The sequence below is a fragment of the Arthrobacter globiformis genome (genome assembly GCF_030815865.1).
In the GTDB taxonomy this organism is placed as follows: domain Bacteria; phylum Actinomycetota; class Actinomycetes; order Actinomycetales; family Micrococcaceae; genus Arthrobacter; species Arthrobacter globiformis_B.
On the sequence record NZ_JAUSXI010000001.1, the window covers coordinates 3,718,107 to 3,740,412 of the forward strand.

General features: G+C 66.1%; 19 protein-coding genes and 1 tRNA gene. 10 read left to right on the forward strand and 10 right to left on the reverse strand.

Translation table 11 applies throughout. The annotated features are described in order from the left end of the window. Window positions 1-197: 197 nt before the first annotated feature. Genes thrB through argS form a run of 5 tightly spaced genes read right to left on the reverse strand, consistent with a single transcriptional unit; the run spans window position 198 to window position 6,759 of the window. Window positions 198-1,163: a homoserine kinase gene (gene thrB, locus QFZ33_RS17275; RefSeq protein WP_307029436.1), complete on the reverse strand. Its 966-nt coding sequence runs from the start codon at window positions 1,161-1,163 to the stop codon at window positions 198-200. A gap of 11 nt (window positions 1,164-1,174) precedes the next feature. Then, window positions 1,175-2,281 (reverse strand): threonine synthase, encoded by a 1,107-nt coding sequence (gene thrC, locus QFZ33_RS17280; protein WP_307029438.1) that lies wholly within the window; start codon window positions 2,279-2,281, stop codon window positions 1,175-1,177. Then, window positions 2,282-3,598 carry a homoserine dehydrogenase gene (locus QFZ33_RS17285; RefSeq protein ID WP_307029440.1) on the reverse strand — a complete coding sequence of 439 codons (1,317 nt, stop codon included), beginning with the start codon at window positions 3,596-3,598 and terminating at the stop codon, window positions 2,282-2,284. Then, complete coding sequence (lysA, locus tag QFZ33_RS17290) at window positions 3,599-5,110, reverse strand: diaminopimelate decarboxylase (protein WP_307029442.1); 1,512 nt, start codon at window positions 5,108-5,110, stop codon at window positions 3,599-3,601. Then, window positions 5,110-6,759 (reverse strand): arginine--tRNA ligase, encoded by a 1,650-nt coding sequence (gene argS, locus QFZ33_RS17295; protein WP_307029444.1) that lies wholly within the window; start codon window positions 6,757-6,759, stop codon window positions 5,110-5,112. Before argS ends, lysA begins: the two co-directional genes overlap by 1 nt. Window positions 6,760-6,966: 207 nt before the next feature. On the opposite strand from argS, the gene QFZ33_RS17300 reads away from it, so the two are divergent. The 6 genes from QFZ33_RS17300 to QFZ33_RS17325 all read left to right on the forward strand — a co-directional run bounded on the left by QFZ33_RS17300 (window position 6,967) and on the right by QFZ33_RS17325 (window position 11,519). Beyond that, entirely contained in the window at window positions 6,967-7,434 is a 468-nt protein-coding gene (locus tag QFZ33_RS17300) for an FMN-binding protein (protein ID WP_307029446.1), read from the forward strand. 9 nt (window positions 7,435-7,443) lie between these two features. Further along, complete coding sequence (locus QFZ33_RS17305; RefSeq protein WP_307029448.1) at window positions 7,444-8,316, forward strand: FAD:protein FMN transferase; 873 nt, start codon at window positions 7,444-7,446, stop codon at window positions 8,314-8,316. After that, on the forward strand, window positions 8,313-9,869 hold the full coding sequence (locus QFZ33_RS17310; protein WP_307029450.1) for a ferredoxin--NADP reductase: 1,557 nt from the start codon (window positions 8,313-8,315) through the stop codon (window positions 9,867-9,869). The genes QFZ33_RS17305 and QFZ33_RS17310 overlap by 4 nt, the downstream gene beginning before the upstream one ends. Window positions 9,870-9,961: 92 nt before the next feature. After that, window positions 9,962-10,034 (forward strand) — tRNA-Arg (locus QFZ33_RS17315). Between the two features lie 99 nt (window positions 10,035-10,133). Next, entirely contained in the window at window positions 10,134-11,174 is a 1,041-nt protein-coding gene (locus tag QFZ33_RS17320; protein ID WP_307029452.1) for a M4 family metallopeptidase, read from the forward strand. Window positions 11,175-11,234: 60 nt separating this feature from the next. Beyond that, a complete protein-coding gene (locus QFZ33_RS17325; protein WP_111905874.1) occupies window positions 11,235-11,519 on the forward strand; it encodes a protealysin inhibitor emfourin in 285 nt (94 codons plus the stop codon). On the opposite strand, the gene QFZ33_RS17330 is transcribed toward QFZ33_RS17325, so the two are convergent. Beyond that, on the reverse strand, window positions 11,516-12,484 hold the full coding sequence (locus QFZ33_RS17330) for a GlxA family transcriptional regulator (RefSeq protein WP_307029454.1): 969 nt from the start codon (window positions 12,482-12,484) through the stop codon (window positions 11,516-11,518). The genes QFZ33_RS17325 and QFZ33_RS17330 overlap by 4 nt on opposite strands. Window positions 12,485-12,565: 81 nt before the next feature. On the opposite strand from QFZ33_RS17330, the gene QFZ33_RS17335 reads away from it, so the two are divergent. Together QFZ33_RS17335 and hrpA are read left to right on the forward strand one after the other, a co-directional pair. Beyond that, window positions 12,566-12,733 carry a hypothetical protein gene (locus QFZ33_RS17335; RefSeq protein WP_214857093.1) on the forward strand — a complete coding sequence of 56 codons (168 nt, stop codon included), beginning with the start codon at window positions 12,566-12,568 and terminating at the stop codon, window positions 12,731-12,733. Window positions 12,734-12,883: 150 nt separating this feature from the next. After that, on the forward strand, window positions 12,884-16,867 hold the full coding sequence (gene hrpA / locus QFZ33_RS17340; RefSeq protein ID WP_307029457.1) for an ATP-dependent RNA helicase HrpA: 3,984 nt from the start codon (window positions 12,884-12,886) through the stop codon (window positions 16,865-16,867). A 520-nt stretch (window positions 16,868-17,387) separates the two neighbouring features. On the opposite strand, the gene QFZ33_RS17345 is transcribed toward hrpA, so the two are convergent. The 3 genes from QFZ33_RS17345 to QFZ33_RS17355 form a co-directional block, all read right to left on the reverse strand. After that, on the reverse strand, window positions 17,388-17,816 hold the full coding sequence (locus QFZ33_RS17345; RefSeq protein ID WP_307029459.1) for an HIT family protein: 429 nt from the start codon (window positions 17,814-17,816) through the stop codon (window positions 17,388-17,390). After that, window positions 17,813-18,967, reverse strand: a complete 1,155-nt coding sequence (locus QFZ33_RS17350; RefSeq protein ID WP_307029461.1) for an NAD(P)-dependent alcohol dehydrogenase — start codon at window positions 18,965-18,967, stop codon at window positions 17,813-17,815. The genes QFZ33_RS17345 and QFZ33_RS17350 overlap by 4 nt, the downstream gene beginning before the upstream one ends. A 97-nt stretch (window positions 18,968-19,064) precedes the next feature. Continuing rightward, window positions 19,065-19,904 carry a sulfurtransferase gene (locus QFZ33_RS17355; RefSeq protein WP_307029463.1) on the reverse strand — a complete coding sequence of 280 codons (840 nt, stop codon included), beginning with the start codon at window positions 19,902-19,904 and terminating at the stop codon, window positions 19,065-19,067. Between the two features lie 93 nt (window positions 19,905-19,997). Between QFZ33_RS17355 and QFZ33_RS17360 the strand changes: the two genes are divergently transcribed. Continuing rightward, on the forward strand, window positions 19,998-21,080 hold the full coding sequence (locus QFZ33_RS17360; protein ID WP_307029465.1) for a PLP-dependent cysteine synthase family protein: 1,083 nt from the start codon (window positions 19,998-20,000) through the stop codon (window positions 21,078-21,080). Here the strand turns inward: QFZ33_RS17360 and QFZ33_RS17365 are convergent. After that, window positions 21,077-21,733, reverse strand: a complete 657-nt coding sequence (locus QFZ33_RS17365) for an MBL fold metallo-hydrolase (RefSeq protein ID WP_307029466.1) — start codon at window positions 21,731-21,733, stop codon at window positions 21,077-21,079. The genes QFZ33_RS17360 and QFZ33_RS17365 overlap by 4 nt on opposite strands. 95 nt (window positions 21,734-21,828) lie before the next feature. On the opposite strand from QFZ33_RS17365, the gene QFZ33_RS17370 reads away from it, so the two are divergent. Next, complete coding sequence (locus QFZ33_RS17370; RefSeq protein WP_102972039.1) at window positions 21,829-22,293, forward strand: Fur family transcriptional regulator; 465 nt, start codon at window positions 21,829-21,831, stop codon at window positions 22,291-22,293. Window positions 22,294-22,306: the final 13 nt, after the last annotated feature.

The window sequence follows — 22,306 nt, forward strand, 5'->3', positions numbered from 1 at the left end:
GTAAGAGATCGAAGCAGCAGCAGCAGATCGAAGCAGATTCTGACCCGATGACCGTTTAAGGCCATTTTCGGAGTCGGTGACTGCACGGTCTCTTGGCTGCAGGGCCCTCTCGACTGCAGAGCCGCCGTCTGGCTGCATCAATGAATGCTGTGATGACTCAGTGAATACGGTGCTGACTGCGGAGACTGCATGCGGTGTTACCGCCGGTGCACTCCCACTTTAGCACCTTCGACGTCGACCGCCAGCTTCATCACACGCCAGTTGATGTCCGGTGTGTTTGCCTCGGAAAACGAGGCAATGAATTCCAGAACGGCGGCTGCCTCTGCCTCACCGTTGGCCAGGACCAGAACCGTGGGTCCAGCTCCGGAGACGACGGCAGCGTGGCCGGCCGCGCGCAGGGCCCGGATAAGGGCCGCACTGGGCCGCATGGCCTCCGCACGGTAGCTCTGGTGCAGGAAGTCCTCGGTGCCGGGGAGCAGGAATTCAGGCTTCTGCGTCAGGGCATGGATGAGAAGTGCTGCACGGCCGGAGTTCATCGCGGCCGCGTGATGGCCGATGGACGCGGGCAGCAAAGCGCGCGCGGCCTCGGTGGAGAGCTCGAAATCCGGAACTGCCACGATGGGGATGACGGCAGCGTCTACGGCGGCGCACGTACTGCTGTACTGGTCACTGTCCTGCCACGACAGCGCCAGTCCGCCGTAGATCGCCGGAGCGACGTTGTCCGGGTGGCCTTCCATCTCGCTGGTCAGCTGCAGGATCCAGTTCCGGTCCTGCTGCTCCCCCGCTGGAAGCAGCGCATTGGCCGCGGTCACGGCTGCCACGACTGCGGACGCCGACGAGCCCAAGCCACGGCCGTGCGGATTGACGTTTTCCGCCGTGATCTTCAGGCCCGTGTGGCGGTAGCCCAGCCGTCCGAAGGCGGCATTCATCGCCCGGACCACCAGGTGGCTCGCGTCCCGCGGAAGGGAATCCGCACCCTCACCGCTGAGCTCGAAGACCAGCTCGTCGCTGTCCAGGCTCTCCACGGTGAGGGTGTCGTGCAGGGTCAGTGCCAGCCCGAGGCTGTCATAGCCGGGACCGAGGTTGGCGCTGGTGGCCGGTACCCGGACCGTCACCTGCTGTCCGGCCTGGATGGCGGGCAGCTGGGCGGTCTGCGGCAGCATGGTTTCCACTGTTATTTGTCTTCCAGTCCCAGTTCTGCGGCAACGGTCACGACGTCGTTGGACACCTTGACAGGCTGGACATCGCTGCCGTCCTCAGTCCTGAGAGCCCACTGCGGGTCCTTGAGGCCGTGTCCGGTGACAGTGATGGCGATGGTCTTGCCGGAGGGCACCTCACCTGCGGCATGCTTCTTGAGCAGGCCCGCGACGCCGGCAGCCGAGCCGGGCTCCACGAAGACGCCCTCACGGGAGGACAGCCAGCGGTGGGCGGCGAGGATCTCGTCGTCAGTAACGGAATCGATAAATCCGCCGGACTCGTCGCGGGCGGCGATGGCGCCGTCCCAAGAGGCGGGGTTGCCGATCCGGATGGCGGTGGCAATGGTGTCCGGTTCCGTAATCGGGTGGCCGGCCACGAAGGGAGCTGCGCCCGCGGCCTGGAAGCCCCACATGGCGGGGGTCTTGGTGGCGACAGGTGCCAGCGTGCCGGCAGTTTCGGACTCGAACGGGGCGGAGTACTCCTTGTAGCCCTTCCAGTAGGCCGTGATGTTTCCTGCGTTGCCGACCGGGAGCACGTGGATGTCCGGGGCGTCGCCCAGGGCGTCGACGATCTCGAAGGCGCCGGTCTTCTGGCCCTGGATGCGGGCCGGGTTCACGGAGTTGACCAGGAAGACCGGGTAGGACTCGCCCAGCTTGCGGGCAATGTCCAGGCAGTTGTCGAAGTTGCCGTCAACCTGCAGGAGCGTGGCGCCGTGCGCGATGGCCTGGCTCAGCTTGCCCATGGAGATTTTGCCTTCTGGCACCAGCACGGCACACGTCAGGCCGGCGGCGGTGGCGTACGCCGCAGCGGAGGCCGACGTGTTTCCGGTGGAGGCGCACACAACGGCCTTGGCCCCGGCCTCCACGGCCGCTGTCATGGCCATGGTCATGCCGCGGTCCTTGAAGGAACCGGTGGGGTTCATGCCCTCGACCTTGAGGTAGACGTCAGAGCCCGTTAGCTCGGACAGCTTCTGGGCGTAGACCAGGGGCGTGCCGCCCTCGCCCAGGGTGATGACCCTGGTGGCCGCCGTTACGGGCAGACGGTCAGCGTATTCGCGGATGACACCGCGCCATTGGTGAGCCACTTAAGCTCCTTCTACCCGCAGTACGGATGTAACGGAATTAATCACGTCAAGGCCCTTCACGGCTTCGACGGTCGCTGCCAGTGCAGCTTCGCTTGCGCGGTGGGTGACGATCCGAAGCTCGGCCGATTCCACGTTGGAGTCGGCATCGCGGTGGATGGTCTGGCGCATGATTTCGATGGAGACGCCGTGCTCGGCGAACAGCTGGGCGATCTTTGCCAGCACGCCGGGCTGGTCCGCAACGTCCAGGCCGATGTAGTAGCTGGTGGTCGCGGCGTCAATGGGCAACGCCGGGACGTGGCCGGTGGTGGACTCGATGCGTCCGGGACCGCCCAGGACGATGCGGCGGGCGGCCGAGACGAGGTCGCCCAGCACGGCAGACGCCGTCGGGGTTCCGCCGGCACCCTGACCGTAGAACATCAGCTCGCCGGCGTTCTCCGCCTCGACAAAGACAGCGTTGAAGGCACCGCGGACGGCTGCCAGCGGGTGTTCGCGCGGCAGGAGCGTCGGGTGGACGCGCACGGAAACGCCCTCGCTGCCGTCGCCGTTACCGATCTTCTCGGCGATGGCCAGCAGCTTGATGACAAAGCCGGCTTCCTTGGCGGCGGCGATGTCGGCGGCGCTGACGCGGGTAATTCCCTCGCAGTAGACGTGCTCCAGGTCGAAGCGGGTGTGGAAGGACAGGGACGCCAGGATGGCGGCCTTGGCCGCGGCGTCGTGGCCCTCGATGTCGGCCGTCGGGTCAGCTTCGGCGTAGCCGAGCCGCTGGGCCTCGGCGAGTGCGTCGGCGAACTGCGCACCGGTGGAGTCCATCTGGTCCAGGATGAAGTTGGTGGTCCCGTTAACGATGCCCAGCACACGGGTGATGCGGTCACCGGAGAGGCTGTCGCGGATAGGGCGCAGGATGGGGATGGCACCTGCAACGGCGGCTTCGTAGGACAGCTCGACGCCGGCCTTGTCCGCCTCTTCGTAGAGTGCCGGACCATCGGCGGCAAGCAGGGCCTTGTTGCCCGTGACCACGCTGGCGCCGTTCTGGATGGCGGAGAGGATCAGCGAGCGGGCAGGCTCGATGCCGCCCATCAGCTCGATCACGAGGTCGGCGTCCTTGACCAGTGTTTCGCCGTCGGTGGTGAACAGGTCGCGCGGGAGGTCCACCTCGCGCTCGGCGTCGAGGTTCCGCACCGCGATGCCGGCCAGTTCCAGGCGGGCGCCGGTGCGCTGCGCCAGGGTGCCGGCGTCGTCAATCAGAATCCGCGCCACCTGAGCCCCGACGTTGCCACAGCCCAGCAGGGCCACTTTCAGGGTTCGCAATTCGGTCATTCAGGCTCCCATGTCGCGGTTCAGCAGATCTTCTTCGGTTTCCCCGCGGACAATCAGCCGGGGAGATCCGTCGCGCACAGCGACAACGCCCGGCCGGGCCAGATAGTTGTAGTTGCTTGACAGGGCCCAGCAGTAGGCGCCGGTCCCCGGTACAGCGAGCAGATCACCGGCTGCCACGTCCTCGGGCAGATATACATCTCTAACAACTATGTCGCCGCTCTCGCAATGTTTGCCCACCACGCGGGACAGCTGTGGGGCCGCTCCGGAGGTCCGCGAAGCGAGAATGGCCGAATAATCCGCGTCGTACAGCACCGGACGGGCGTTGTCACTCATACCGCCGTCCACTGACACATAGCGGCGCGGGTGCGTAACGTTTATATCGGCGGAGTCACCCTCGCCGACGGCCGGCGCGTCTACCCGGACGGTTTTCAGCGTGCCCACCTCGTACAGCGTGAAAGTGCTGCTGCCAACGATGGCACGGCCGGGCTCGATGGAAATCCGGGGTGCGGTGATGCCCAGTTCGGAGCACTTGGAACGTACGACGGCGGCCATCGCCTGCGCGATGTCGGCTGCCGGGCGGGGCGTGTCCACGGGCGTGTAGGCGATGCCGTAGCCGCCACCGAGGTCAAGCTCGGGAAGCGTGATGGAATATTTGGCCTGAACCGCGGCCAGGAAGGTCAGGAGCTTTTGGGCGGCCAGTGCAAAGCCGTCCGGCTCGAAGATCTGCGAACCGATGTGGCAGTGCAGGCCCAGCAGCTCCACGCTGGCGTAGGACGTTGCCGCGGCGACGGCTTCCTCAGCTGCGGACAGGCCTGCCTCATCGGTCGAATCCTCCGCCATGGAGAGGCCGAATTTCTGGTCCTCGTGGGCGGTGGCGATGAACTCGTGGGTGTGGGCGTGCACGCCGGGCGTCAGCCGCAGCATGACCTTGGCGGTGTCCCCGCGGCCGGAGGCGATTTTGGCCACGCGCTCCAGCTCGTCCAGGCTGTCCACCACGATGCGGCCGAGGTTCATGTCCAGCGCCCGGTTGATCTCGGCGTCGGACTTGTTGTTGCCGTGCAGCGAGAGGTTGGCGCCGTCGATGCCGGCCCGGGAGGCGACCGCAAGTTCGCCGCCGGAACACGTGTCCAGCCGCAGCCCCTCCTCGGCCACCCACGCCGCAACTGCGGTGCAGAGGAAGGACTTGCCGGCGTAGTAGACATCCACTCCCCCGCAGATGTCGGCAAAGGCTTCGTCGAACGCATCCTTGAAAGCACGGGCGCGGGCACGGAAGTCCGATTCGCTCATGACGAAAAGGGGCGTGCCGAACTGTTCCTTGAGGTTACTGACCGGGATGCCGTCAATGGCCAGTTCACCGCCGGCGTTCCGCTCCACACCGCCGGCCCACACCGGGGTGTGGAGGGCGTTGAGGTCGGCGGGGACGGCGAGCCACTCCGGAGCCAGCGGCGAGGCGGTGCTGCTGGAGGCCGTGTTGCTGGAGGCCGTGCTGCTCGTGGTTTCCTGCACGTCCATCACATCCGTTCCGGCGCCGAAACGCCCAGCAGTTCGAGTCCGTTGGCCAGCACCTGGCTGGTGGCGTCGTTGAGCCACAGCCTGGTGCGGTTGGTGTCCGTGACGGGTTCGTCGCCCATGGGCGCCACCCGGCAGGCGTCATACCAGCGGTGGTAGGCGCCGGCGATGACCTCAAGGTGGCGCGCCACCCGGTGCGGCTCGCGCAGTTCGGCTGCCTTGGCCACGATGGAGGGGTAGCTGCCCAGGTACGACAGCAGTTCGTTCTCCGTGGCGTGGTCCAGCAGGGAGGCGTCAAAGGCGCTCCGGTCCACTCCGGCAGCCACGGCGTTGCGCGCGGTGCCGCGGGAGCGGGCGTGCGCATACTGCACGTAGAACACGGGGTTCTCGTTGGAGTGCTTCTTGAGCAGCTCGGGGTCCAGCGTGAGCGGGGAGTCGGCCGGGAAGCGTGCCAGCGAATAGCGGACCGCGTCCGTTCCCAGCCAGGAGATCAGGTCCTTGAGCTCAATGATGTTGCCGGCGCGCTTGGAGAGCTTGGCGCCGTTGACGGAGACCAGCTGACCGATCAGGACCTCGATGTTGACCTCGGGGTCGTCGCCGGCCGCGGCGGCGATGGCCTTGAGCCGGTTGATGTAGCCGTGGTGGTCGGCTCCCAGGAGGTAGATTTTTTCCGTGTAGCCGCGGTCCTTCTTGGACAGGTAGTAAGCGGCGTCGGCGGCGAAGTAGGTCGGTTCGCCGTTCGCACGGATCATGACGCGGTCCTTATCATCACCGAAGTCGGTGGTGCGCAGCCAGACGGCACCGCCGTCGTCGAACACGTGGCCCTGCTCGCGAAGGCGGGCAACGGCACTTTCGATCGCGCCGGCGTCGTGAAGTTCCTGCTCGGAGAAGAACACGTCGAAGGCGACCCCAAAGTCGGCCAGGGTGTCCTTGATGTCCTTGAGCTGCGCCTCGTAGGCCGCGGCCCGGATCACGGGCAGCGCCGCAGCATCCGTCAGTTCGCGGATGTCCGGGTGCCGGGTCAGGACCTGATGGCCGAGGTCGCGGATGTATTCGCCAGGGTAGCCGCCCTCAGGCACGTCGCGGCCGTGCAGGCGCGACAGCACCGAGTTGGCGAAGACGTTCATCTGGGAGCCGGCGTCGTTGATGTAGTACTCGGCGGTGACGTCGGCACCCGAGGCGCGAAGCACCCTGGCGATCGAGTCACCCAGAGCAGCCCAGCGCGTGTGGCCGATGTGCAGTGGCCCGGTGGGGTTGGCGGAAACAAATTCCATATTGACGGTGTGTCCGGCGAGCGCGGCGTTGGTGCCGTACTCCCTGCCCGCTTCGACGATGTTCTTGGCCAGCGCTCCGGCCGTGGCCGCGTCAACTGTGATGTTGAGGAAGCCGGGACCGGCGATTTCCACACCATCGACGCCGTTGATGTCCTTGAGGCGGGCGCTGAGCAGCGTGGCGAATTCGCGCGGGTTGGTTCCGGCCTTCTTTGCCAGCTGCAGGGCGATGTTGGTGGCCCAGTCACCGTGCTCCCGGTTCTTCGGACGCTCCACCAGGACGGAGTCCGGTACAGCCGCCTCGGCAAGGGCAATGTCGCCGGCGGCAACGGCGTCTTTCAGGCAGGCGGATATTGCGAGGGAGAGTTCTTCGGGAGTCACACTCCTAGCCTACCGGGGAGCCCGTCGTGGCGCGGAATCCGTCAGGGTGCCCGGATGGCCCCTCGGCGTCACAGCAAGTAGTAGGCAAATTCACAGGAAATACCCTTAGCCTTTAGTCACCTGCAAATTGTTGAAACATCAACGCTGAATATCAGCACCGAACCTCAACGCTGTCCCTAGAGTGCCCGCACCACGAAAAGAGACCCCGTGAAGCCTTCAATCCGCAAGACTGTTTTCGCCGGCGTGGCCGGCCTGTCCCTCGCCGGAACGGTGGCTGGCTGCGCGCCTTCGGCCCAGCGGCCTGCCACGCAGGAGACCGAGCCCACGGCGGCGGCATCCGCTTCGGCGGCGGCAACCGGGTCCTCAGCGGGCTCCGCGGCGGGCTACAAGGACGGGACCTACAGCGCGGACGGCAACTACAGATCCCCCAACGGCACCGAGACAGTGGGCGTGCAGCTGACGCTGGCCAGTGGCGCTGTGTCGGCGGTGGAGATCACCGAGCACCCGTCCAATCCCAACACCCGGAAGTTCCAGGGCCAGTTCGCCGGAGGCATCGCTGACCAGGTGGTGGGCAAGAGCCTGGATGAGATTAACGTCTCCAAGGTGGCCGGTTCCTCCCTGACCAGCGGCGGCTTCAACCAGGCGGTCGAAGCGATCAAGGCACAGGCCCTGTAGGCGGCTGCCATGCCGCATGCGGGTTGGCAGAGCTTCCGTTTTGACGGCATCGGCACCAGCTGGGAAATCTCCACCCCTGCCCCGTTGCCGCCGGGGTTGCGCAGCTCAGTGCTGGCCGAGGTGGAGCGCTATGACTCCACGTGGTCCAGGTTCCGGGAAGACTCCCTGGTGGCCCGGATGTCCGTGGCGCCGGGGCAATACGAGCTGCCGCCCGAGGCCACGGTCCTGGCCGCGCTCTACCGGCAGCTCTACACGCTCAGCGGTGGCGCCATGACGCCCCTCATCGGTGAAAGCCTTGAGCGGCTGGGCTACGATCCGCACTATTCGCTGCAGCCCCGGGGGAAAGCTGCGGCGCCCCCGGCTTGGGACGCCGTCCTGGAATGGCACGGAACGTCGCTGCGCACCACTGCCCCGGTGGTGCTGGACATCGGCGCGGCTGGCAAGGGCCAGCTTGTGGACCTTCTGGCCGAACAGCTAAGGAGCCACGGTGTTCCAGACTTCTTCATTGACGCCAGCGGGGACCTGCTGAACGGCGGACAGGAGCCGGTGCAGGTGGCGCTGGAGCATTCGTATGACGCCACTAAGGCGATAGGAACTGTGCCGCTGGGATCCGGCGCTCTCTGTGCTTCGGCGTCGAACCGGCGGGCCTGGGGAGACGGACTCCATCATGTCCTGGACGGCACCACCGGGGCGCCGGTCAGGACGGTGGTTGCCACTTGGGCCCGGGCGGACACAGCCATGGAGGCTGACGCCCTCGCCACCGCACTGTTCCTGGTTCCGGCCGAGGACCTGGAACGGCATTTCCGTTTTTCCTGGCTCAAGGTATTTTCCAACGGCAGCGCGGAGTACTCCGCGGAATTCGACGGAAGGCTGTTCACATGAGTTCAACCACCTCCCGGCAGCAGGCCTCGCCCGGCACCGCCCTGGACACTTACCTGGGCCGGTTCACGATGTACAGGCTGGTGCTGTTGGTGCTTGCCGTGCTGGCTGCCTACAGCCTTCTGCTCGACGCCCTCGGCTGGCTGACCTTCGGCATTCCCAACATGCTGGCCCATCTGGCCCTCTGCCTCGGACTGACATACGTTTCCAATCGCGCCCTGGCCGCGCTGTTCCATGTTCAACCGCATTCGGAGTCATCGCTGATTACGGGCCTCCTGCTCTATTTCCTGTTCTGGCCCACACAGCTTGGCCCGGCGTTTACCCCGATGGACCTGGCCGGCGTGGCCCTGGCCTGCGTCCTGGCTTCAGCCTCGAAGTACGCCCTGGCCTGGCGCGGACGCCATGTGTTCAACCCCGCGGCCGCCGGGGCCTTCATCACCGGCCTAACAGGGCTCAACATCGCCACGTGGTGGGCCGGCACCCCGGCCATGCTGTGGCTACTGGTCCCGGGCGTCCTCCTGGTGCTCTACCGGACCCGTAAAACGCTCATGGCCGTAGTCTTTGTCCTGGTAGCAACCGCGGTGGTGGCCGCGGTGCAACTGCCCTCCGGCGTCGACCTGGGAAGTGCCGTGTGGCAAACCCTGGCGCAGAGCCCCGTGCTGTTTTTTGCCGGATTCATGCTCACCGAGCCGCTCACCCTGCCGCCCAGGCGCTGGCAGCAGCTGGCGATGGCCGCCGTCGTCGGAATCCTGCTGGCCATGCCCTTCAACCTCGGCTTCCTGGCCAACTCCCCCGAACTGGCACTGATGGCGGGAAACCTGCTGGCGTTCCTGGCAGGCCAGCGCGGAAGCGTCCGGCTGCTGTTCAGCCACTCCCGCAGGCTTACGCCGACGACGACGGAATTCGTCTTCCGCCCCCAGCGCACGCTCCGCCACTCATCCGGCCAGTACCTCGAACTGGATCTTCCGCACCCCAAGCCGGACGGACGGGGCAGGCGCCGCGTCTTCAGCCTGACCAGCCCGCCCGACGCGAAGCATGTGAAGATCGGCGTCGGCACTGCTGAGCCCGTCTCCGCAGCCAAGCGCAAGCTGCTGTCCCTCAAACCCGGCGAGGAGCTCACGGCCACCACCGTGGCGGGTGACTTCGTCCTGCCGAAGGGGTCGGCTCCGGTCCTGCTCATTGCCGCCGGCATTGGCATCACCCCGTATCTGTCACACTTGTCCGGCGGCATGGCCTGCGAGCGCGACACCGTGCTTCTCTACCTCGCCCGGAGCGCATCGGAACTCGCCTACGCGGCCGAACTGGAGGATTCCGGCGCCCGCGTCATTGCCCGGCTCGCCGATGGAGCGGCGCCGCCGGACTTCATCGAGGACGCCGGTGCGCTGCTTGCCCCGGGGGCGCGGCTGGACGGTCACGCGCTGAAACGGCTGGTGCCGGACATCGGCCAGCGAAGGGTTTTCATCTCGGGTTCCCCGGCCAGCGTCGGCTCGCTGCGGCGCGCCGCGCGGCATGCCGGCGCCCGCCGTATCCACGTGGATTCATTTGCGGGATACTGATGTACAGCAGGAACCGGGTTTCGTTTTCCATTCCGGCCCACCTACCTGCTAAGCTCTAGGACGTCCGGCCGGGAACGGCAGGATCCCTGGATGCCCTCGTAGCTCAGGGGATAGAGCGTCTGCCTCCGGAGCAGAAGGCCGTAGGTTCGAATCCTATCGAGGGCACAGAAGAAACCCCCGCCGCTTGCTGAAAGCGACGGGGGTTTCCTGCATCTTCAGTGCGCCTGACGCAGAATGTCAGAGGCCGTTCGTAGTGTGATGGGCATGTTCTGTTCAATCGTTCCGCCGTACATCCTGCGCCGCCTGGCTACCCAAAGGTCACCCCGGTTCTCGGCTGTTGCCCGCGCCGCCAGGGAAGCCCTGCTCCATGTCGGGTCCGTGCACGCGGCGCGCACGGCGGCGCCGTCCGCCCCTGCTGGCATCAGGCAACTAGAGCCCGCTCCGGTCAGCAGGTCCGTCTTCGACGCAAAGTTTGGCGAGTCGCTGCCCGGGCAGATTGCCCGGAAGGAAGGCGACGCTGCCACGGGCGATCCCGCTGTCGACGAGGCTTACGACGGTCTGGGCCACACCCACAGCCTCTACGCTGACGCCTTCGGCCGGAACTCCATCGACGGCCTGGGAATGCCCCTGAACGCCACCGTCCACTTCGGCAGGTTATATGACAACGCGTTCTGGGACGGCCAGCAGATGGTGTTTGGCGACGGTGATGGGGAGGTCTTCGAGCGATTCACTAGGTCGCTAAGCGTGATTGGCCACGAGCTGGCCCACGGTGTGACGCAGTTTTCGGCCGGGCTCGCCTACCGCAACCAGGCCGGGGCAATCAACGAATCCGTGTCCGACGTCTTCGGGGCACTCGTGGAGCAGTATTTCCGGAAGCAGACCACCGCCGAAGCCTCTTGGCTGATCGGCGAAGGGCTGTTTACACAGCAGGTCGAAGGGTCCGCCCTGCGCTCCATGAAGGCACCGGGAACCGCGTACGACGACGACGTCCTCGGCAAGGACCCGCAGCCGGATTCCATGGACTCCTATGTACGCACGAGGGCGGACAACGGCGGGGTCCACATCAACTCCGGCATCCCGAACCGGGCGTTCTGCGTCGTCGCCCAGACCCTGGGCGGGAACGCTTGGGAAGCGCCGGGCCAAATCTGGTACGAAACCTTGACAAGCGGCTCGCTGAGCCCGACCGGCACCTTCACAGCCTTTGCCAAAGCCACCGCCGCAACGGCGAAGGAACTGTTCGGCGAGGAGTCGGCAGAGCATGACGCTGTGCGCGGGGCGTGGGAGACTGTGAAGGTAAAGCTCTAACCGACGCCGGGACTGTGACATTCCGCTTCCCGGCCGCCGCGGAACCCGGGGAACCTCGCCATGAAAATCACAGTCGAGCGCAGCGGCGGGATAGCCGCACTCACCCGCGTCTGGACGGTGCTCGCCGTCACCACCAGCGACAAGAGCCGTTGGCAGCCCCTCGTCGAAGCGTGCCCATGGGACGCCGTCGACGATCCCCGGCAGGCGGCGGACGGGCAGCCGGACCGCTTCATGTATTCCATCCGCGCCGGCCAGCGCCGCGCCACCCTGCCGGAGACGGCCGTCACCGGTCCTTGGCGTGTGCTGGTGGAGTCGACCCGGGCAGCAGCTGAAGAATCGGCCTAGCCGGCCGAAGCCATCTGGCCGCGGAAAGCCCGGCGGTAGGACTGCGGACTTGTGTCCAGCACCTTGGCGAAGTGGTGCCGGAGCAGCACGGGATGGCCGAACCCTGACTGCCGCGCCACCTCGTCGATGTTCAGCTCCGTGGACTCCAGGAGCTCCTGGGCGCGCAGGACACGCTGGGAATTGAGCCACGCAGCCGGGGTCGCTCCTGTTTCAGCGCGGAACCGGCGGGCGAAGGTGCGCGGCGACATGTGCACGCGGGCGGCCAGCTCCTGGACGGGATGTTCCTCGTCCAGGTTCTCCACCATCCACCGGAGGAGTTCCTCCATGGGCTGGGAGCCGCACTCGGGCATGGGCCGGTCGATGAACTGCGCCTGGCCACCGTCGCGGTGCGGCGGAACCACCATGTCTCTGGCGATGGCGGCCGCCACGGCCGCCCCGAACTCAATCCTCACCAGATGCAGGCACGCGTCAATGCCCGCGGCCGTTCCGGCGCTGGAGATGATCCGTCCGTCCTGGACGTAGAGGACGTTCTCGTCGACCAGGACTTTGGGGTACTGGGCGGCGAGCTCTTCCGAGTAATGCCAGTGCGTGGTGCACCGGCGTCCGTCCAGGATCCCGGCCCGCGCCAGCGCAAACGCGCCAGAGCAGATCGACATTACCCAGGCGCCGCGGCTGTGCGCCGCCTGGAGGGCATCGAGGACGGATTCCGGAACATCCTCCTCCCGGCCGTAGGGCGCCATGATCACCAGGTCGGCATCGGCGGCGGCTTCCAGTCCGAGGCCGACGTTCATAGTGAGGCCGGATTTCAGCGGAACTTCGCCGGGCACCGGAGTGCACACCCGGAAGTCGAACTGCGGCACGCCTGTTCCACGTTCCGAACGGTCGATGCCGAAAACCTCAAAAGCGGTACCGAACTCGAAGATCGAGAAGTTGGGAACCGCAATGATTGCCACTGTTTTGAGCATGTTTCCAGTATGGCAGAAATTTGTACTTTCTAGGCATTTCTGCCACTTCTTTCTGCACCGGGCCGGGAGAACCATGGAGACATGGAAATCTTCGGAATCGCCCTTCTTGTCCTGGTCCTCGTTGCAGCAGCCGCCACGGTCGCCGCCGTCCTGCGGGATGGCCGGGGCCACACCCCTCCCGAACACTCGGTCCGGGACTGGTCCGCACTGGACCTGCCCAGCAGCAACTACACGATGCGCATCTTCTAGCGGCCCATGGCGCCCGCCAAACCCGTTCACTGTCCGCCCACAACCCTCCTTCCCGGAAACACTGCCCACCCAGAACCACAGTCCCCCCACCAACACCAAGGACCCGGCGCACGCCGGGTCCTTTTTCACGGCAGTAGACTTGTGGGAGCCATGACTTTTCACATCTCCTACCCCGCCGAGCTGCCGGTCTCCGAGCGCCGCGAGGACCTGATGGCCGCGATCGCCGCCAACCAGGTGACGATCATTGCCGGCGAGACCGGTTCCGGTAAGACCACCCAGATTCCCAAGATGTGCCTGGAGCTGGGCCTGGGGGAGAACGGCCTGATCGGCCATACCCAGCCGAGGCGTCTCGCGGCACGCACGGTGGCCGAGCGCATCGCCTCCGAACTCGGCGTCGACATCGGTCAGGAAGTGGGCTTCCAGGTCCGCTTCACGGGCGAGGTGAGCAAGTCCACCAAGGTCAAGCTGATGACCGACGGCATCCTGCTGGCCGAAATCCAGCGCGACAAACTGCTCCGCAAGTACAACGCGATCATCATCGATGAGGCGCACGAACGCAGCCTGAACATCGACTTCATCCTCGGCTACCTCAAGCGGATCCTGCCGCAGCGGCCGGACCTGAAGGTGATCATCACCTCCGCCACCATCGACCCCGAGCGCTTCGCCAAGCACTTCGGCCCGGAGGACGAACCGGCCCCGATCGTAGAGGTGTCCGGGCGAACGTTCCCCGTCGAGATCCGCTACCGGCCGCTCTCCCAGCCGGCGGGCGGCCCGTCGGGCGATGACGAGGACAACTCCTCCGACGACGAACTCGAGGAAGACCGGGACCCGCTGGACGCGGTGTGCGACGCCGTCGACGAACTCGCCCTGGAAGCGCCGGGCGACATCCTCATCTTCTTCTCCGGCGAGCGCGAGATCCGGGACGCCGCGGACGCCCTCCAGGCCAGGATCCAGACAAACCGGCGGCTGGCCGGCACCGAGGTCCTGCCGCTGTTCGCGCGGCTGAGCCTGCAGGAACAGCACCGGGTGTTCAACCCGGGCAGCAAGCGGAGGATTGTGCTGGCCACCAACGTGGCCGAAACCTCCCTCACCGTTCCAGGCATCAAGTACGTCGTCGACACCGGCACCGCGCGCATCTCGCGCTATTCGCACCGCACCAAAGTGCAGCGGCTGCCCATCGAGCGGGTTTCCCAGGCGTCGGCCAACCAGCGCTCCGGGCGCTGCGGCCGCGTCTCGGACGGCATCGCCATCCGGCTGTATTCCGAGGAGGACTTCGAATCCCGGCCTCTCTACACCGATCCGGAAATCCTGCGCACCAACCTTGCGGCGGTCATCCTGCAGATGACTGCCATGGGTGTCGCCCGCGGGCCCAAGGACATCGAGAACTTTCCGTTCGTGGAGCCGCCGGACTCCCGCGCCATTAACGACGGCGTCACCCTCCTTCGTGAGCTCGGCGCCTTGAGTGCGCCGCAGGCAGCCGCTGGCTCCCCCCAAACGGCAAATGCGGAGGGCAGGAATGCCGGCCGCAACGGCGGCGGCGGGTTGACCGCCGTCGGACATAAGCTTGCCCAGCTCCCGGTGGATCCGCGGCTTGGCCGCATGATTGTGGAGGCCGGCCAGCGCGGCTGCGTCCGCGAAGTCATGATCCTGGCGGCTGCCCTCACCATTCAGGACCCCCGCGAACGCCCGACGGACAAGCAGCAGCTGGCCGCAGAGAAGCATGCCCGTTTCCGCGACGAAAATTCAGACTTCACCGGGTACCTGAACCTCTGGAACTACATTCACGAGAAGCAGCAGGAGCTGTCCTCCACCCAGTTCCGCCGCCTGTGCCGCAACGAATTCATCAACTACCTGCGCGTCCGCGAGTGGCAGGACCTGTTCGCACAGCTCCGACAGCTGGCCCGTCCACTGGGCATCAGCCTGGACAACAAGCGTCAGGCAGATGTTGTGGGCAACCACGAGGGCATCCACATCAGCCTTCTCTCAGGCCTGCTGAGCCACATCGGCATCCTCGATGAACGCAAGCGGGAATATGCCGGCGCCCGGGGAACCCGCTTCGCCATCTTCCCGGGCTCGGCGCTGTTCAAGAAGTCGCCCACGTTCGTCATGGCCGCCGAGCTCGTGGAAACCAGCAGGCTGTGGGCGCGGGTGGCCTCCAAGTTCGAGCCGGCGTGGGCCGAGCAGGTGGCGCCGCACCTGATCAAGCGCAGCTACAGCGAACCCCACTGGTCCACCAAGATGGGCGCCGTGATGGCCTATGAAAAGGTCACCCTCTACGGTGTTCCCATCATCGCCCAGCGCCGCATCAACTACGGCAAGGTCGATCCTGTCCTGGCCCGTGAGCTGTTCATCAGGCATGCGTTGGTCCAGGGCGAATGGAAGACGCACCACAAGTTCTTCCACCGCAACCGGGCCCTGCTGCAGGAAGTGGAGGAACTCGAAGCGCGGTTGCGCCGCCGGGACCTCCTGGTGGACGACGAAACGCTTTTCGAGTTCTATGACGCGCGGGTGGGCAAGGACGTCGTCTCGGAACGGCACTTCGACAAGTGGTGGAAGGACGCCCGGCAGCAGAATCCCGCGCTTCTGGACTTCAATGAGGCCCTGCTTCTGAGCGAGGACGCCGAGGCGCTGGATGAGTCCGCGTACCCGAAGACGTGGCTGCACAAGGGGTTCGAACTGCCCCTGAGCTATGAGTTCCATCCGGTGGCGCCCGGCTCGACGCCCAACCCGTCCGACGGCGTTACGGCGGAAGTTCCGGTCCTCTTCCTGAACCAGCTCGAAGACGCACCCTTCCGCTGGCTGATCCCCGGCCAGCGCGTGGAACTTATAACTGCACTGATCAAATCGTTGCCGAAGCAGGTCCGCAAGAGCTTCGTTCCGGCCCCGGACGTCGCCCGGCAGGCGGTGGCGGCGCTGGAAGCGGATTTCGACCCTGCCGAGGACGAGCTTGAGAGCTCGCTTGAGCTTGTCCTGCGCCGTCTCAAGGGCCAGATCATCCCGGCCGGGTCCTGGAACTGGGATACGGTTCCGCCGCACCTGCGGGTGAGCTTCAAGGTGGTGGACAGCCGCGGCAAGGTCCTGGACGAGGGCAAGGACCTGGAAGCGCTGCAGGAGCGGCTGGCGCCGGCCACCCGCCGGGCCATCGCAGAGTCCCTGGGCGCCACTCCGGCCACAGCCGGCCCGCGGTCCCTGAAGAAGAGCCAGCAGCAGGGGGCCCCGCAGGACGGCCGGGCACAGGACGGCCGGCCGCAGGCGCACGCCGGGTTCACGGAACAGTCCGGCCTGACCGAGTGGCGGTTCGGCGCGATTCAGCGGGAAGCCAGCGTCACTGTTAAGGGCCATACCGTCACCGGATTTCCCGCGCTGGTGGACGAAGGAAAGTCCGTTGGCCTGCGCGTCTTCCAGACTGCCTCGGAGCAGCAGGAAGCCATGCGGGGCGGTGTCATCCGGCTCCTCGCACTGCGGGTGCCCGCGCCTGACCGCTATGTCCTCGAACACCTGAACAACACGGAGAAGCTGACGTTCAGCCAGAATCCCCACGGGTCCGTGTCGGCCCTGATCGCAGACTGCGTCCTGGCGGCGGTGGACAAGCTGACCCCCGCAGAACTCCCATGGGACCAGGCAGCGTTCGACGCCCTGTTTGAGCATGTCCGGGCGGAACTGATCGACACCGTCTTCAGCGTTACGGCTGTGGTAGAGCGAATACTCGCGAGCACGCGCCGGATCCAAAAACAGCTCAAGGGCACCACGAGCCTGGCGCTCATCAGCGCGCTCAACGATGTCCGCAGCCAGCTTGAACAGCTGGTCTTCCCCGGCTTCGTAGCCCGCACGGGCTACGCCCAGCTGAGCCAGCTCCCCCGTTACCTCACGGCCATCGAAAAACGTTTGGAGAAGCTGCCCGGAAACGTGCAGCGCGATGCGCTCAATATGGCGGCGGTCCAGCAGCTGGAGGATGATTACGACGACGCCGTGTCGGCCTTACTGCCCGGCCGCCGCGCCGGTGCCGAGCTGACGCAGGTGCGTTGGATGATCGAGGAGCTGAGGGTGAGCCTGTTCGCCGTCGAACTTGGCACAGCCTATTCCGTGTCCGAGAAGCGCATCCGGGCTGCACTGAACAAGGTGCTCGCGGCGTAGGCTTCCAGCTCACCACAGCACCCAACTAGGTAGCTTCAGGGCGTTCCCAGGGCTGGGAACGCCCTGAACTGCCACCTACTTTTCGTTTTCAGGTGGATCTAAAAAACTTCAAGATCCCAGCCATATCTGGTGTCCGATCGGCCCTAAAATGTCGCAGCCCCTTGGCAGACTGTGTTCATGGAAGGCCTGGGAAAATCAGCAGCGGCGCCGCACGACGGCGTTCTGCACGCTGCTGTGTTTCGCGACGCCGATTTTCACGGTGCCGGTTTCCCCTTCGATGCGTTCGCGGACGACGGGACGATGACCTCGACGCAGCGTATCCGGCACCGTTTCCGGAGGACCCGTTTCCTGAGCTGCTGTTCGCCGACGTCCTGTTCGTCGAGAGCGCTGCCTCCAGCGCTGGTTCGCCGTGGCGGGGTTTGCAGGGGCGGGCAGGCAGGCAGGCAGTGTCGCCTGAGTTCTGCGAGTACCAAGCCCGTTAATGGTTATTACGAATGGCCGACCCGACCTGGGACCTGGCTTAGGCCTCTGGCACGAACTCCCCATAGCCGGCGTCGCGCAGGCCTGCACGCAGCTTTTCCGCGTTGGAGTCCAGCCGCGCCGGATCCGGATTGTGCTCGGCGGTGGCGAAATTGAATTCCGCCATGCTGTTGGAAGGCCACACGTGCACGTGCATGTGGTTGATCTCGTAACCGGCCACGATGAGTCCTGCCCGGGCTGCCCCGAACGTGTCCACCTGCACGGCACCGATGCGCTGCGCCACTTCCATGACCCTCGCCAGGGTTGCGGGCGAGGCGTCCGTCCAGCGGTCCACTTCCTCGGTCGGCACCACCAGCGTGTGCCCGTCCGCAAGCGGACCCATGGTGAGGAACGCGGAGACGTCCGGTTCCCGCCAGACAAACCGGCCAGGGATCTCCCCGTTGAGAATCTTGGTGAACAGCGTGCTCATGCGTCAGCCCTTTCCGACGGTTCCTGCAGTGTGGATGCATCCAGGACAAAACGGTACTTCACATCACCTGCGACCATCCGGTCATAGGCGTCGTTAAGTTGCTCAGCACCAACCAGTTCGATGTCCGAGACGACTCCGTGCTCGGCGCAGAAGTCGAGCATCTCCTGCGTCTCGGCGATGCCCCCAATCAGGGAACCGGCATAGGAGATCCGCCTTCTGATCAGTGCCCCGGGATTGACCGGCGGCATGGCTTCGGAGGGCAGACCCAGCTGGAACAGGGCTCCGTCCCGGCGCAGGGTCCGGAAGAACGCGTTGAGGTCGTGCGGCGCTGCCACCGTATCGATGATGACGTCGATGCTCCGGTTCTCAGCGGCCATCGCTTCCTCATCCCGCGAGAGCACTACCGAGTCAGCGCCCAGTTCCAGTGCCGCCGACGCCTTGGATTCAGAGGTAGTGAAGACCTTGACCTCGGCTCCCATCGCTTTTGCCAGTTTGACGGCCATATGCCCAAGGCCGCCCAGTCCCACGACGCCGACCACGTGGCCCTTCCGGACACCGAAGTGGCGGAGCGGCGAGAACGTGGTGATGCCCGCACAAAGCAGCGGGGCAGCCGACGCAGGATCCAGGTATTCCGCCACCCGCAGGACGTACCGCCGGTCCACCACCACGGATGTGGAATAACCACCCTGGGTGACGGCGTCCCCGTTCCGGGCGTCCTTGGCACCGTACGTTCCGGTCAGGCCGCGTTCACAGTACTGCTCCAGCCCTTCCAGGCAGCTCTCGCATTCCCTGCAGGAGTCCACCATGCAGCCCACGCCCACGCGGTCTCCCGGCTGAAAGTCCAACACGTCAGAACCGACGCGGCTGACCCTGCCCACAATCTCGTGGCCCGGTACGAGCGGGTAGTTCTGGGAGCCCCACTCCCCCCGGGTGGCGTGAACGTCGGAGTGGCACAGCCCGCAGAACTCGATCGCAATTTCGACGTCGTCCGCTTTAGGTGCCCGGCGGGCAACTGTCAGCCCAACCAGTCCGCTTGTGGCGGATGACGCGCCGCGGGCGGCGGCATGGCGTCCTTCGAGGGGTCCGACGGCGGTCTCTTCCGGCGGGATCCGCAGGTTCAGCGGCGGGGGTACGGGGCGTCCAGGAGTCATATGGCGACGCTACCGCGGCACCCCGGCGAGTTCCAATTGCCGGTGAGGTTCTATGGGCCGGCCCGCCGTGCCGCCGGGGATCACTTCCCGGGGTCGGTCATTCGGGATCAGCGCCCGTGGCCACCTGACGGGAGTCGTCGTTGGACCATTCGGAGAAGGAGCCGGGGAACAGAGCGGCACTGAAACCGGCAATTTCCAGGGCCGCTATCTCATGCGAGGCCGTCACGCCGCTGCCGCAATAGACGGCGGTGGGCGTCGTTGCGTCGACCCCAAGTACGGCGAAGCGCTGCCGCAGCTTCTCCGCCGGCAGGAAGCGGCCGTCGTCGTCGAGGTTCCCGGTGGTGGGTGCGCTGACGGCGCCGGGAATGTGGCCGGCCCGGGGGTCAACCGGCTCGACTTCCCCGCGGTACCGTTCCCCGGCGCGTGCATCCAGCAGCACGCCTCCGGCGGCCCAGTCAGCGGCTCCGTCGGCGTCGGTCACCTGCATGCCGCCGCTGGCGAGCGTCACGTCGCCGGTGTCCGGCTCCACAGCGCCGCCCTCCAGGGGCAACGCCGCCTTGCGCCAGGCGGCCAGGCCGCCGTCGAGCAGGTAAACGGTGCGCACGCCCGCATTCCGGAGCATCCACCACACCCGGGCAGCGGAGGTGTTCCCGGCATCGTCGTAGGCGACCACGACGTCGCCGTCGTGGACGCCCCAGGACCGTGCCGCTTCCTGGAAGCGTGCCTGCGAAGGCAGCGGATGGCGCCCGCGGGCAGGATCTGCGGGGTCCGCCAGCTGGGTGGGCAGGTCGACATACACCGCGTCCGGGATGTGCTCTTTCAGGTAATGGCTGTGGCCGTCCGGGTCCGCAAGCGCCCAGCGGACATCGAGCAGCACGGTGCGCTGGCCGGAGGCAATCCGGGCGTTCAGCCCGGCCACGTCAATGAGGGTGTCCATCTGTCTCCTTGGGTTTGCGCTAACTCTAGCCCCGGCTGCCCGCGCCGGTAGGCTGATTCCGTGAGAAGCAGACTAAGTGAACGGGCAGATTGAATGAAGAGGGCGGTGACCCGGGACCGGGCATGGGAGGACGAGGCTGTCCGCAAGATCAACGCAGAAAACAACCGGTCGGCCGACACCCACCTGTATTCCGTGCCACTCCCGGAACACTGGGGCGTCCAGCTGTACCTCAAGGATGAATCCACGCACCGCTCCGGCAGCCTAAAGCACCGGCTGGCGCGATCCCTGTTCCTGTTCGGGCTGGTGAACGGGTGGATCCACGAGGGCACCACCATCGTGGAGGCATCCAGCGGCAGCACCGCGGTCTCCGAAGCCTACTTCGCACAACTCCTGGGCCTGCCGTTCATCGCCGTGATGACACGCACCACCAGCCCGGAAAAGATCGCCCTGATCGAACAGTTCGGCGGCGCCTGCCTCCTGGTGGACCACGCTTCAGAGGTATATGCGGCCGCCGCCGAGGTTGCCACCACGAGTGGCGGCCACTACATGGACCAGTTCACCTATGCCGAGCGCGCCACCGACTGGCGGGGCAACAACAACATTGCCGAATCCATCTTTGAGCAGCTGGCGCTGGAGGAGCATCCGGTCCCCCGCTGGATTGTGGTGGGAGCCGGAACAGGCGGGACCAGCGCCACGATCGGCCGCTACCTCCGCTATCACCGCCACGCCACGTCCCTGGCGGTTGTCGATCCGGAAAACTCCGCCTTCTATCCCGGCTGGCGGAGCGGCGCTGCGGACTTCAGCACCGGCATGCCCTCCCGGATCGAGGGGATCGGCCGGCCCCGCATGGAGCCAAGCTTCGTGCCCTCGGTCATCGACCACATGATCCAGGTGCCCGACGCCGCTTCGGTCGCCGCCATGCGGCACCTCCATACGCTGGCGGGGCTGCACCCAGGGCCGTCCACGGGTACCAACCTCTGGGGTGTCTGGCAGCTGGTGGCCCAGATGGTGGCGGACGGTGAACGGGGCAGCGTGGTGTCGCTGATGTGCGACGGCGGTGACCGGTACGCCGGCAGCCATTACAGCCCTGCGTGGCTGGCGGCCCAGGGACTGGATCCGCAGCCACACGAGGACACGCTGAAGGCATTCTTCGAGACGGGTGTCTGGCAGCGCTAAAGCTCCACGGATTCCCGGCTGGAGAGGTGGGTGTACTCTGTGCCGTACCTGGCGCCGATCCGCTTGACATGGCCCTCCACCAGGCCCAGGCCGGTGTCATTCAGGAGCCCGTCGTGGATGGCGAAGGCCCGCTCCGCGCGGACGCTGATCACAAAGTCCACCACCTCGCTGACCTTGTTCCACGGGGCATGGACCGGGACCAGGAGCGTACGCACGCTGATGCCGTCCGGAATGATGAACGAGTCGCCCGGGTGGTACACGTCCTCGTCAACCAGATACCCGATGTTGGCGACCACCGGAATCTGCGGGTGAATCAGCGCGTGTTGGCCGCCGAAGCTCCGGACCGCGAACCCTGCGGCGTCGAACGCGGTTCCCGGTTCCACGGCATGCACCCGGTCAGCGGCATCCGGCGCTTCCTTGCGCACGTTCTGCGCCACGCCCTCCGGTGCGAAGAGTTCCAGCCCGCCGTTGGCTCCGAGCGCAGCGGCCACGGCGGGAACATCGATGTGGTCGGCGTGCTCGTGGGTGATGAGGACGGCGTGTGCGCCGTCCAGCGCCTCGGCGGTTTCGGAGAAGGTCCCCGGATCCAGGACCAGCACCTGACCGTCCTTCTCGAGCCGGACACAGGCGTGCGTGAATTTAGTCAGCTTCATGAAGCCAGCCTAGGGACGGCCCCGATCAGTGTCCACGCGGCTCCGGCTGGTAACGTTAAAGCCTGCCATTACCCGAAAGAATAGCGAGTTCATCCATGCCACAACGCACCAGCGCTGACGGCAGACCACAGGCACCTTCGACGGCGGCCGGCGGGAAAGAGCAGCGCGTCACCAAGCAGCGGATCGCTGTCAGCGCCGCCCTGGACGAACTCAATGACTTCGTGAGCACCCAGGAGCTGTACCGGATCCTCCAGAACAAGGGTGTCTCGGTCTCCCTGGCCACCGCCTACCGGATCCTGCAGTCACTGGCCGACGAGGAACTCGTGGACGTGCTGCGCAACGGCGACGGCGAGGCCGTCTACCGCCGCTGCGCCGTGACGGTGCACCATCACCACCTCCTCTGCCGCAACTGCGGCAAGGCCGTGGAAGTGGAGGCACCCGCCGTCGAGACCTGGGCCGCGCGGACTGCGCAGGAGCACGGCTTCACGGAAGTGGCCCACACTGTTGAGATCTACGGCCTCTGCCCTGACTGCTCCGCACGCAAGGCCGCCGCGCAGTAGCAGCGCGCCGTAG